Source organism: Erysipelotrichaceae bacterium 66202529, assembly GCA_017161075.1.
In the GTDB taxonomy this organism is placed as follows: Bacteria; Bacillota_I; Bacilli_A; order Erysipelotrichales; family Erysipelotrichaceae; genus Clostridium_AQ.
Window position 1 is genome coordinate 2,707,364 of the sequence record CP046174.1, and the last position, 12,749, is coordinate 2,720,112.

Annotated in this window: 13 protein-coding genes and 1 other annotated feature; of the genes, 1 reads left to right on the top strand and 12 read right to left on the bottom strand. The window is 44.5% G+C overall.

Going from position 1 to position 12,749, the window contains the following annotated elements; genetic code table 11:
• Positions 1-6: 6 nt before the first annotated feature.
• The 12 genes from GKZ87_12920 to GKZ87_12975 form a co-directional block, all read right to left on the bottom strand.
• A complete protein-coding gene (locus GKZ87_12920) occupies positions 7-3,033 on the bottom strand; it encodes an SMC family ATPase (protein QSI26325.1) in 3,027 nt (1,008 codons plus the stop codon).
• The gene (sbcD, locus tag GKZ87_12925; protein QSI26326.1) at positions 3,023-4,153 is read right to left on the bottom strand and encodes an exonuclease subunit SbcD; all 1,131 of its coding nucleotides are present in this window, start codon (positions 4,151-4,153) and stop codon (positions 3,023-3,025) included. Before sbcD ends, GKZ87_12920 begins: the two co-directional genes overlap by 11 nt.
• Positions 4,154-4,198: 45 nt before the next feature.
• On the bottom strand, positions 4,199-4,963 hold the full coding sequence (locus GKZ87_12930) for a hypothetical protein (GenBank protein ID QSI26327.1): 765 nt from the start codon (positions 4,961-4,963) through the stop codon (positions 4,199-4,201).
• A 202-nt stretch (positions 4,964-5,165) separates the two neighbouring features.
• Positions 5,166-6,002 (bottom strand): metal ABC transporter substrate-binding protein, encoded by an 837-nt coding sequence (locus GKZ87_12935; protein QSI26328.1) that lies wholly within the window; start codon positions 6,000-6,002, stop codon positions 5,166-5,168.
• A 126-nt stretch (positions 6,003-6,128) separates the two neighbouring features.
• Positions 6,129-6,809 (bottom strand): ABC transporter permease subunit, encoded by a 681-nt coding sequence (locus GKZ87_12940; protein QSI26329.1) that lies wholly within the window; start codon positions 6,807-6,809, stop codon positions 6,129-6,131.
• Positions 6,803-7,837 (bottom strand): ATP-binding cassette domain-containing protein, encoded by a 1,035-nt coding sequence (locus GKZ87_12945; GenBank protein QSI26330.1) that lies wholly within the window; start codon positions 7,835-7,837, stop codon positions 6,803-6,805. Before GKZ87_12945 ends, GKZ87_12940 begins: the two co-directional genes overlap by 7 nt.
• Before the next feature lie 39 nt (positions 7,838-7,876).
• Positions 7,877-8,131 (bottom strand) — a binding site (T-box leader).
• 254 nt (positions 8,132-8,385) lie between these two features.
• Positions 8,386-9,231 (bottom strand): hypothetical protein, encoded by an 846-nt coding sequence (locus GKZ87_12950; protein ID QSI26331.1) that lies wholly within the window; start codon positions 9,229-9,231, stop codon positions 8,386-8,388.
• On the bottom strand, positions 9,225-9,515 hold the full coding sequence (locus GKZ87_12955) for an AAA family ATPase (GenBank protein QSI26332.1): 291 nt from the start codon (positions 9,513-9,515) through the stop codon (positions 9,225-9,227). The genes GKZ87_12950 and GKZ87_12955 overlap by 7 nt, the downstream gene beginning before the upstream one ends.
• A 44-nt stretch (positions 9,516-9,559) precedes the next feature.
• On the bottom strand, positions 9,560-9,931 hold the full coding sequence (locus GKZ87_12960; protein ID QSI26333.1) for an AAA family ATPase: 372 nt from the start codon (positions 9,929-9,931) through the stop codon (positions 9,560-9,562).
• A gap of 45 nt (positions 9,932-9,976) precedes the next feature.
• Positions 9,977-10,159 (bottom strand): AAA family ATPase, encoded by a 183-nt coding sequence (locus GKZ87_12965; protein ID QSI26334.1) that lies wholly within the window; start codon positions 10,157-10,159, stop codon positions 9,977-9,979.
• A 256-nt stretch (positions 10,160-10,415) separates the two neighbouring features.
• Entirely contained in the window at positions 10,416-10,880 is a 465-nt protein-coding gene (locus GKZ87_12970; protein QSI26335.1) for a DUF4352 domain-containing protein, read from the bottom strand.
• Between the two features lie 57 nt (positions 10,881-10,937).
• The gene (locus GKZ87_12975; protein QSI26336.1) at positions 10,938-11,672 is read right to left on the bottom strand and encodes an imidazolonepropionase; all 735 of its coding nucleotides are present in this window, start codon (positions 11,670-11,672) and stop codon (positions 10,938-10,940) included.
• Positions 11,673-11,769: 97 nt separating this feature from the next.
• On the opposite strand from GKZ87_12975, the gene GKZ87_12980 reads away from it, so the two are divergent.
• Positions 11,770-12,633 carry a carboxylesterase gene (locus GKZ87_12980; GenBank protein ID QSI26337.1) on the top strand — a complete coding sequence of 288 codons (864 nt, stop codon included), beginning with the start codon at positions 11,770-11,772 and terminating at the stop codon, positions 12,631-12,633.
• Positions 12,634-12,749: the final 116 nt, after the last annotated feature.

Here is a 12,749-nt window from a genome sequence, read left to right on the forward strand (position 1 = left end):
CTATACCTATTCCTTTCTGATTTGAATACGGCTGCCTTCCCTGCTTTTTTCTACGAGAATTCCTGCCGGTATATTGTCCTTTAACAGCTCCACATGTGAAATAATGCCGACATAACCGCGGCTGTTGCTCATAATCTGCAATACGGCAAGTGCATCCGCGATACTGTGCTCATCCAGTGTTCCAAAGCCCTCATCAATAAACATAGTATCCAGCTGAATACCGCCGTTTCTTGCCTGTACCACACTGGATAGCGCCAGAGACAAGGCCAGGGAAACGAGGAATTTTTCACCGCCGCTCAGGGAAACAACACTGCGGCTGCTGCACGTATAGCTATCATAAATAGAAAGCTCAAGACCGAATTTGCGCGTTCTTCCACTTGCCTCATCACTGCGGAAAATCTGATAGCGGCCGTTATGAACAAGCTGCAGCAGCTGATTTGCCTGCTGTGTGATGCTGCTGAGCATAATGCCGAGTACATAGCGTTCAATTCCCATACCGTTATCACCGCGCATTGCTCTGACGAAATGTGCTAGCTCCACAAATGCAGGCTCCTCCTGATCCAGCTCCTTTTGGATATGTATAAGAGCTGTCTGTATCTGGGAATACATTGCTTCATGACTCGTGATATCCGCAAGGGCTGCACGCAGCTGGTCCTCCTGCTGCATGAGCTGCTTCTGCTGCTGAAGCAGCTCCTCCAGATTTTGCTGTGCAAGAGCATTACAGCGGCTTTGCAAATCCTCAATCCGCGTCTGCTCCTGATTTTTTTTCAGCTCGTAAGCATGGAGCTGTTCTTCTTTTGCCGCAAGATCGATTTGCTGAAGCTGCTGCATTTCCGCTTCCTGAATGCCACGCTGTGCAAGCGTTACCCATACAGCCTCTGCCTGTGCCTGCTCCTGGGCCGCCTGCTGTACTTCCTTTTCCGCATGTTCCAGGTCACGCTGCTGCTGCACCAGCTGAAGCTCCAGCTGCCGCAAGCGTTCCTCAAGCATACCGGTCTGCTGCTTTGCTTTTTCAAGCTGCTGATTTAGTTCCTCGATATGCTGGGTCAGCTGGCTCTGTGTACGCAGCTCAGATGGGATACTGTCCTGCAGTGCTGTAAGCTGCTGGTTTATTAAAAGCTCATCGGTATGCAGTTCCTGCTGCTTTTCTGTGAGCTTTTGCAGCAGTGCTTCCTGCTCTGCCTGCTGCTGAATCAAAAGCTCCTGGCGCTCTGTCATATGTGCAATTTCCTGATTCAGTGTGAGCGCACGCTGCTGCCTGCTTTGTATCCCTGCATATTCCTCCTGGGAGAACGGCTTGTGTAGCAGATCCTGTATCGCATCCTCATGCTCCTGTACAGAGGACTGCAATACCTGGATGGACAGCTGTATGTGATCCTGCTGCTGATGAAGCTTTTGCAGAGCTTCCTTTTTCTGATCTAGCTGCTCCTGCATTTCCTTCAGCCGTTTTACATCCAGATAGGCTGCCTGTGCCCTGGCAAGATAAGGATGTGTAACACTGCCGCATACCGGGCATGGTTCATTTTCCTTCAGCAGTGCTGCAAGCTGCGCCGCACTGCTGTTCAAATAGCTGCGCATAGCCTCATCATAGGCCTGCTGAAGCGGTACAAGCTGCTGTTCTTCCTGCTCTGTGTCGTTCTGCAGCTGCTGTAGCTTTTTTTCTTCCTGCTGTCGTTTGTCATGCAGGAAAACGGTTTGCTGATGATGATAAAACGCCTGCTTCCAAACGGCGTAATCCTGCTCCACCGTTTGCAGCAGCTCCAATTCTGCCTTTGCCGTTTTTAGCTGCCGTATAAGCTGCTCCTGCTCCTTGCTTAGCTGCTCACGACAGGTAAGCTGTGCTTCTGCCAGCTTCTGCTGCGCAGCCTTCTTTTTCCTTAGCTCCTGCTCCTCAGTACGCAGCTGCTGCAGACGCTTCACAGAAGGAAGCAGCTCCTCACCTGCATGAAGCCTCTGTGTGTAAGTCTGCTCCCTTGCCTTACATTCCGCTAGCTGCTTTTGCCAGGCAGGCACCTGGCTTCTTTGCTCCTGTAAACGGGTAAGCTTCTGCTGTTCTGTAAGGTGCTTTGCGCTTCGCTGCTTCATAGCCTTGCGGCATTGCAACAGGGTGTTCCACTGCGGAAGCACGTTTGCCAGCTCCTTTTGTCGTTCAAGATATACAGCGAGCTCTTTCATACTGTCTTCCTGCTGTAACAGCTCTGCCATATGCTGCTGTGCGCTTCGCAGCTGTGCGGATAGCTCCTCCCTGTTTTTTTGCTGTGTCACAGAGAGATTAACCTGCTCCAGCAGCGCATGCTGCCGCTTTCCTTCTTCCATAAGCGCCTGCTTCTGCTTATTCGCTTCCTGAAGCCATTCGGTTATTTCCTTTAGACTCTGCATATCAATACCGCTCAGTAATGCCTCTTTTCGCTGCTTTTTCGCATCCAGCTGTTCTTTTCTTTGCTTCATGGTATCGCTCAGCACCTGGTTGATGCTTGTCCATCGCTCCATTTGAAACAGGGTTTTCAGTATCTCCTGCTTTTCCTCACTCTTACTTGTCAGCAGCTGTTCAAATTTTCCCTGTGGCAGGATCATTACCTGAATAAACTGTGCATAGCTCAAGCCAAGCAGCTCCTCAGCCTTTTCCTCTACATTTTTCAGCTTGGGATTTTCAAAAAACGGCACAAAGGAGCCATCGATTACCTCCCCTGCGTCAATTTGCATCACCGCTGCCAGCTCCTGATTGCGTTTTTTTCGCATCGTGATCTTACGGACGAAGCGGTATGTTTTCTGATGAAGCTGAAATTGGAAATCAACGATCGTGGCATCCTGCGGCTGTGCAAAACGGGAACGCATGCTTAAAAAATCCTCGCGCTGGGAGCCGCTGCTTTTCCCATATAAAGCATAGGTCATGGCATCCAGCAGCATCGTCTTTCCGCTTCCTGTTTCTCCCTGAATCAAAAACAGGTGCCGTTTATCAAACACATGAAAATTGATGCACTGCTCTTTAACATAGGGACCAAATGCCTGCAGCTTCAATATCTCAGGTCGCATACACATTCTCCCCTTCCAGTTCTCGCTGTGCCTGCTGAAACAGCTTTTTGGCAGTCTCACTCAGTTCCTCTCCGTAATAATCCTGAAAAAACTGTGTCACGATATCCAGATCGGAAACTGTTTCCAGATCCTGCAGGCGTATGGTTATGCTTGTCTGCTCCTGCTCCATGGTTTTCCCGCTCAGCTGCAGAAGATTCTCATAGCCCTGACGAAAATATTCCAGCATTTCATAGGAAACAGGTAAATCCGTTACCTCTATTTTAACATAGGAAGTCGCCTCTGCGCCTTGTTCCAGCATCCCTTTTTTCAATTCCTCATAGCTTCCCTTCAACACATGCAGGGGATGTAAGGGAGTGATGTCATGCTCCTCTATCGCATCCTTTTTGCTGTCATAAATCAGCACCCCCTTGCGCTGATTTGCCTCTGAAAAAGAATAGGGAAGCGGTGATCCACTGTACCAGACACGACCTCCCGCATGCTGTCTGCGATGCAGATGTCCCATCGCTGTATAAGAAAATCCGTCAAATATACTCGAAGGAACCAGATCCGCTCCCCCGACATTCGCAAACCGGTCACTCTCGCACACATCCGCATTCGCCAAAAAGGCGTGCGCCATGGCAATATGGCGATACTTGTTATCCGCATGCGAAAGAATATCCTGACAGATACAGGAAAAAGCCTCTTCCTGCGAATGCACATCCACATCATAGGCCTTTCGTACCTGCTCCACATGAAAATAGGGAATCGGGTAAATCATGCAGTCTTCAAGCTCAATGCCAGCCACCTTCTCCTGCAGACTGCCAACCACATACAGACCCATTCCCTTCAACAGCCTTGACAGTGATGCCAGACGGGTTGCGGAATCATGATTGCCTGCGATGACAATCACCTTTTTCTTCAGCTCCATGCAAAGCATATACATGATATCATCATATATTTCGATTGCCTCTTTACTTGCCAGAACGGTATCGTATACATCTCCCGCTACAAGGATCACATCAATGTTTTCTTCTTCAACGATCGTTTTCAGCTGCTGCTTAAACCAGCGCTGATCCTCTATCATTGACAGCTTGTACAAATCTATTCCCAAATGCCAGTCCGCTGTATGCAAGATTCGCATTGTCATCTCCTCCTTTACCTGAAAAACAGGGCAGATTGCTCTGCCCTACTCGTTCCCCTGACCTGCTTTTCCTTTTTCTGCCTGAAAATCCTTACTGTACTGTATGTCCTTAAAAGACCAGCGAACATCAAACAGCTGATAGGTCACCACTGCCTCCGGCCAGTTTATCTGATATGTCGTTTCCGCAAACACACTGCCATCCTTCGTCTTGCGCTTTGTGCCGATATACTTGATTTCCCCGCTCACAATGCTGGCATCCGTAATAAAAATACTGGGAACATCCACAGGATGCGCTTCATCATACTGATAAATCAAGGTAACCTCTGTTGCATTACCAGCCTGTTTCACCTGCTGTTCCATGCTGACGACATAGTTGACAAATACCTTGGTTGTTTTTTCCACTGTTTTTCCATTACTCAGATTCAACACCAGCTTCAATACGTTTTCTCCTGTCGGATAATGAAACGCATCCTTTGAAATCTGATAGCTGCTGTAATCCAGTACATTATCCACATAGGTATCATTGATATACAATCCTACACCGTTGATAGAGGAATTATGCTTCTCATAGCTCCAGGAAACATCGATATATTTCAGATCCTTTCGATATTCTCCTTCAAACTGCGTGATTTCCGCTGTTTTCTTTGCCGGTTCAGGCGCCGGGGTAGTCACTGCCGGCTTAGCCGGTTCCCGCTGCTCCTGCGTATTCACAAAGATATAGACGGATAAGGCAATGATTATCAACAGTATGACAGTCAGTAAGAATACAAAAAAGCCGTTCTTTTTCAGATATGTCTTAATGTTTTTCATATGCCCTCCTTATGTACCCTCTATTATACTGTTTTTCATAGTGGAAAGCCACTGATTTTTGTCATTCCGGGCGCAAATCACATCATTTTACACAAAGAAAGCATCTATTGATATGGGATATCAACGAATCAAAACCGGATATAAAAGCAAAATAAAGAAAAGCATGGTCTGCAGTACACACCTGCTTCCATGCTATTCTATCTTATTTTACTGGTACCAGAGGTACAACAACACCGTCATAATTGTCTTCAATGAATTTTTTTACATCCTCAGTGTTTAAAGCCTTGATCAGTGCCTTAATTTTTTCATCATCCTTATGTGCCGTCTGAACAACAATCACATTGGCAAAGCTCTTTGTAGCCTCACTGTCCTTGGATTCAGAAGCCATCACTTTATCACTGACCTTCGCAAGGAGTGCATTGTTTCCGTTAATAACGGAGAAATCCACGTCCGGCAGACTTGTAGCACAGGCAGTTGCATCCATTTCTACAATTTCCACTTTTTTATTGTACTTTTCAATATCCTGCTTTGTCGCATCGATACCCTTGCCCTTTTTTAAAGTGATTATGCCGTTTTCCTGCAGCAGCATCAATGCACGGCCACCGTTTGTAGAATCATGCGGTACCGCAATTTTCTGTCCATCTGCCAGCTCCTTTAAGGATTTATGATTCACAGAATAGATACCCATCGGCTCATAGTGAACAGTGAATACACTTGTAATCTTATCTTCAGCATTTGCATTTTTTGTCCAGTTATCCAGGAACTGCTGATGCTGGAAAAAGTTTGCATCCATGTCATCGTCTGCCAACGCCTGGTTCATTTTGTTGTAATCCGTATATTCCTTGATGTCCAAGGTATAGCCTTCCTTTTCCAAAACCGGCTGAATGTGACGGATAATTTCCGCATGCGGCGTAACACTTGCGCCAATACGAATCGTCTTATCCTCCTTTTCACTCTTCCCGGTATTATCTCCCTTGGATCCGCACCCAGCAAGCAATGCAATGGTACATAAACCTACAGCTAATGTTTTTAATTTCATGTTTTACCCTCGTCTTTCTATATTATATATATTGTTTATAAATCACCAAATCTGTGAGCGGCACATTCGACAGATCCGGCAATTCTGCTTCAGCATGCGCAACATATCAGTCCCTCCCTTTACAGCCTAATGTGTTGTTTTACGAATCGCAAGATTTCCGATTCCCTGAATGAGTGAGGTAATCAGAAGCAATACGATGACACTCACATAAATGACATCAAACTGGAAGGCATTATACCCGTAACGGATACAGAAGTCACCAAGACCACCGCCACCGACTGCACCAACCATGGCGATATACCCAATCAGTGTGATCAGCGTAATTGTTGTGGCACGGATTATGCCTGGCACGCTTTCCTTCAGGTATACACGGAATATGATTTCCAGCGGAGAGCATCCCATTGCCTGACTGGCTTCAATTAGACCGTAATCCACTTCGGATAGGGCACTTTCAATCTGGCGTGCCACAAAAGGAACAGCACCAATGACCAGCGGCAGCATCGCTCCACGCAATCCAATCGTAGTACCTACGATTGCACGCGTCATCGGTGAAATCATAAAGATCAGAATAATAAAGGGAATCGCTCGGAAGAAATCGATAATCTTTCCGATGATGAAATACAGGATTCTATTTTGTAAGATTCCATCCTTTTTCGTTACGACCATAATTACACCGAACAGAGTTCCAATCAGAAGTGATATCGCACCGACAACACCCAGCATGATGAATGTCTCCATTATTGCTGTCCAGAAATCCGGAAGCTTGCTCATAATATTAGGAATAATCGTATTTAGAAATTCTAGCATGCCTTCATCACCTCCACACCGACTTCATGCTCCTTCAGATAGGCAAGTGCCTGATCAATATTTGCTTCCTCACCGCTCAGTATAACAATCAAATCACCCAGCGGTGTGTTTTTGATAATTTCCACATTTCCAAAAATGATATTCGTATCTACCAGAAACAGTCTGGATATCTCGGAAATGAGTGCCTTGCTGGTGCTGACAGAATCATAATTCAGCTTCACCATGCGTTGTCCGTTTTCCAGTCTGGTAACACTGGCACCTGCATCCAGCATTTCCTGTATACGGTGTGCATTGCTTGTGGATGCGATAAAGCTTCGTGTTACCTCTGCCTTTGGTTTGGAGAAGATATCAAGGATGCTTCCTTCCTCCACAACATAGCCGTTTTCCATAACTGCCACACGGTCGCAGATTTCCTTGATTACTGCCATCTCATGCGTAATCAGAACGATGGTGATTCCCAGCTCCTCGTTTACCTTTTTCAGCAGCTTCAGAATGCTTTTTGTCGTCTGCGGATCCAGTGCGCTTGTCGCTTCATCACATAGCAGCACCTTGGGATCATTTGCCAGTGCACGTGCGATTGCCACACGCTGCTTCTGTCCGCCGCTGAGCTGGGATGGATAGGCATCCACCTTGTCACTCAAATCCACTAGCTCCAGCAGCTTGCGGATTTTCATATCCGTTTCTGCCTTGCTTAATCCACTCCCCTTCAACGGGAATGCAATATTCTGATAAACCGTACGGCTGCGCATCAGATTGAAGTGCTGAAATATCATTCCGATTTTCTTACGCATCGCACGCAGCTCCTTATCCCGCATCTGCGTGATATCCTGTCCATCGATGACAACCGCTCCCGCACTTGGGCGTTCCAGCAGATTGATGCAGCGTACCAGTGTCGATTTACCGGCGCCGCTGAAGCCGATAATACCATATATTTCCTTGTCCTGTATCGTCAGTGTGACATCCTGCACCGCATGAACATTCCCTGCTTTGCTGTCAAATGTCTTACTGACATGTTCCAACTTAATCATGTCCTCATCCTCCTGTAGCCATATAAAAAAGCCTCCATCCCATAGGACGAAAGCTGCATTTCGTGTTACCACCTAAGTTTATTTCCACCTCGCGGTGAAAACCTCATCAAGTACGTTTTCGTATGCTATACGAAAGTTATACCCTATCGCTGTAACGAGCGAACACGTCGCAGCCTACCTTGTTCGACTGCGCGACTCCAAGACCATTTTCAGCAGCTCCTCTTTATTTCCTCTCACCAAACGGAAACTCTCTGCAAAAGCATACCTGCTTACTCTTCTTTTCCACGTCATTGTTTATCTGTCCATTATGTTACTTTATTTTCATGCAATCGTCAAGCATTTTTCACTTTTTTCTTTTTGTTACACGATAGAGGATTTTTATTCACAGCCAAATCATAGTGTATTCGCTATGAAACAAGCATATGAAGTTAAAGAAAATATTCCTATCATTTCCTCTCCTATGCTAAAGCTTTTATATTCTCAAAAGAGCTGTGAATAGTAACAATTAAGGCGTATCTTTTTATCCTTTCTCTGTGTAAATAAATTGATTACAGCTTTATAATCATACATGATTTTTTATAAAAGGCGATTCCATACCCGACAATGTCTGTATATCCTTTTTTATTCAAACCCTCTATATATTTCATAGCTTTGATTTGTTCACACGCCAGGTTCGCTGTTTTTTCTACTTCTTCCTCTTTGCTTGCGACCTTCAGCTCCAGCACCAACCCTCTTTTTTTCTTATACGCAGGTAGCACGGCGATATCATATCTCCCTAAACCAGATTCCTGATTGGAATAAATGCTGCTATTTGTAACTCCCTGTAGCATGCCATTCACGAATCCATGATAAAACCTCTCATCATAATCGAAATAGCTCATAGATTCAAATAATACACTATTCAAAATTTCATCTGCACGTTCTATGTCTTCCTTTAACAACGCGTTTATGAAAGAGACATTATGTATTTCTATCTGCTGCCGAAACCATTCCTCAAATATAGTTGTATAGATATAACGTATCTCTTTGTTCGGAATTTCAAGCTGATAGATATTGACAGCTGTTTTCCTAATAGCCTTTAGATATCCAGTAAACAACAAAAAACTATAAATGTTTTCTATATTATCCATTTCCCGATATGTCAGTTCTGATTTGATAACCTTTTCTATCCTGCCACCATTTGATAGTATATCAAAGTCCTGCTTCATTTCCGCAGTACTCTGTTGAATATAGCGGTAAATGATATCATTGCCGCTTGTATTTGCCCAGAAGGATGCAGGCTCATCATTTCCCTGCGTGATATTCAGCATATATTTCAAAACGCTCCAAGGATTATATATTTCCTGATTAGCAAACAGATATCCATCACGCCATGGGTGGGCACCGCCTACCATTCCTTTACTGTAAACTCATACGTCTTTGCATTAAAATCCTTCAGCAATTTCATTGTTTCCTCTGGCGTAAAGCCAAAGCTCGAACAGGATTGATCATCATAAATAGAGTAGACATTAAAATTATTTAACCCTGTAAAAAGGCTAAAGCCCGCCTTCGGTGTGCTCTCTTTCGCAATTCTCAAGCATCCGGTAAGAATCCCTTTTTCCAATGCATCATTCGTTTTTAAAGCTGCACTGAATATTTTACCCAAGAAATTTACCATTTCATCATAATATCCGTTCAGATAAGCACTCTGTAACGGTACATCACGCCATGGGTGGGCACCGCCTATTCATCAATCAGAAGGATAACCTTTTGCCGCCAGTGTTTTTCCAGACACATGCTCAAAAATCTTAAGCCATTCTGAAGCTGTGCCTTATTTACTGTTCCTGCTTTGTACTGCTTTAATAAATTTATATCCATTTCATCCAAATACTCACTAGTTAATAATTCCTCATTCTTACTTATGATTTCACTTAAAATTATCTGAAAGCTATTCAGTTGATCCTGAAAGGATATATCCTTCATATCCTTTAATGACAAAAAAATTACCGGATACCTGTTCTGATATAGCATTACTTTCTCATGTTCTGATATTTTCAATCCGTTAAACAAATAAGCATTTTCCATTTGTCTGATGGAAAAGAAATAATAGAGCACGCCTGAGCGGGCACCGCCTGCTCATGTTTAAGGTTTTACCCGCTACTAGCGCGCCTCTTGTCGGATACCAAAGGTATCGACACTATTTCGGTGAAATCGGCGCGTCCGTGTGTATAGTGCCACCTTCTGTTTTAACACATCCCTAATAAATAAAGTTTTATCCACATAATAATAATCCTTATCTATCAGCTCTTTGAAATTTTCTATTCCAATTGGCAATGCCCGCATAGTATCAGTTCCTGTTCCTTTATGCCTATTATATCCTGTAAACAAGCGGTTTACAACTGCATAATCCTTAGATTATTTCGTATTGATATGTTTATTCACTCATTAAAATACCCTTACCTCCAAATTATAAAAACATAGCATCACCACTGTGACAATGCTATGTATCTTTTCATGATTGCAGCTGCGAATGCCAGAACCACCTTATCTGTAAGGCACAGCCTTTTTTCTTATCCTACTGCATTTGTATATCCTGCTATCAGCCGATCTTATATTTCAGCTTATATGTCTTTCCTTCGCTCTCATCATCAAAATATTCCGTATAGCTCAGCATAATTTTCTTTGTTGAAGAAGCTATGATGAAAATTAGACAGCCGTTGATTTCCTCCTGCGGCTTCAGGGCATATTCATCTGGCAGCTGATTGCGGATACCAAAATTATCCTCTGCCTCAAAGGGGCCCTCATTATCAAAGGTTATCATGAAGTCATCCTTATACATGGTCAGGATTTCATTGGTTATATTCCGTATTGTCACATGCAGCTTTATAAACCTTGCGCCGTCATCAACGATAAAGTCTTTAAGCTCCTTTCCGCACAGCTCGATCCGCTGCAGCTTGCATGTAAAAAAAATGGTTTGAAATTCATTGATCATCGCCTGATTCGGACAATAATCCGAGGTCAGGAGAATATTATGCTTCTGTTGTTCATGTTGAATGATTTCCATTGTTTTCACCTCTCTACCATACTATATGATAAGAAACCGGAAAACTGTCGAATTTCCTCATGAAATAAGAATATTTGGAAAGACGCGGATGCCTTTTTTTATCACCTGGGAAAGGTGCTGTGCCCCAAGCGTATGAAACAGAGCGTGAATATCGCTATGTGCAAACAACAGAATATCAGCCTGCGCATGTCTGTGAATACAGCCCAGCTCCTTTCGGTTGAGCGCCTGTGCCGGCCAGCAGGTCAGTGCCTGTAGCAGCTGCCAGCTGTCATAGCGCTCTGCAATACCCAATAGCTGTGCAGCACTCAACTGATCGTGGATGGGATATTTCCCAGCAGCGCTGATACAAAACCTGCCGCTATATGTCCGCTTCTTTTTTTCCAGCTCCACATACGGATAGACGATTGGAAGCTGTTTACTCATCGGATTTGTAATTTCAATATACGGCTGTGCGGTAAGAGAGGGATACAGTGCCGGATGAGCCAGCGTCAGTGTCCCATGATGCATATACTGCATACATTCCTCTAATTGCAGGCGAACACTGTCCCGTTTATCAAGGGGAGTCAGCTGCGCTTCTACCTCGATAAATCCAGGCACTGCAATGTGTCCTCTGCCATCCAGAATCCTTGTATCCTTATCTGCATATTCCTGCCAATGGCCACAGCCTACCGCAAGGATTTTATCATGATGAACCGCAATAAAGGCATGCTGAAAAACAACGGGAAGTCCGTTGACCTTATCCATGGTATATACCCTTTCCAGATTTATGATTAGCAGTGTAGCATGTTTCATAGCAGACATCCCTCGCATTGACTTCTCTTATTATACGTCAAAAATCACCGGATGGGAAAAGAATTATGATATAATTGAACAGGAAGAGGTGAGATATATGCTGGATTGGCTGAAACATCTGTTAAAAAAAGAAGAACCATCGCTTACGGAACAAAAACCGGTGATCATAACCATTCACGGCTATGGCAGAAGGCGCAGCAACGAGTTTGATAATTTTGCACAATGGGGTCGGCAGGACGGCTTTGATATTGTGCAGTTTGATATGTATGATCTGTTTGACGAACAGGATCATGACTGGATGCAGTGGGTATCCAGAGCCAAGGAGGTTGTCGATTCCTATAAGGACAGCGGCAGAGATATCTACCTGGCAGGCTTTTCCATGGGAGGTGTCATTGCCTCCTACCTGGCTGTCGTTTGCTCTGTGAAACGGCTGCTGCTTCTGGCTCCTGCGTTCAGCTATATGAATGTGGATATCATCACCGGTGTCATTACGAAATCCGCATCTACGCTGATGGGAAATGAAAAAAAGGAGGAAATACAGCTCCCGCGTTCCTTTTACGGCGCCTTTACCGAGCTTGTCAAGAATCTGAAAAAATATATCGGCTTCGTGGAATGTCCGGTCTGTATGATTCATGGGGATATGGATGAGGTCATTTCTGTAAAAAGCTCCTTATGGGCTTATAACAAGCTGCCCCATACCCGCAAAAAGCTGATTCTTTTGCATGAAGGGCATCACCGCCTATTGATGGATGAAGGTGTCAGCTGGACCTGCTATCAGAATATGAAGCTGTTTTTCCAGGGGCTTCTGCTGCCGGATGAGGAGCCGGAAATGGCAGCGGATATCATGCCTGCATTACTGGAAGAAAAAAAGCGGAGGGAACACGCCTTACAGCCGCAGGATCCAGGGTTGAAAACCTTTCGTGAAGAGGATGCTGAAAAACAGAGTACTGATAGCCGCTAAATAGATGGCGGTGTTAATGCGCAGCTTTGTCACATTTTTTGAATACTTTGGTTTTAATACAGTGTCATATTACAGACATCATAGATAAATCGGCTTTCCGCTTCTACCTGTATACA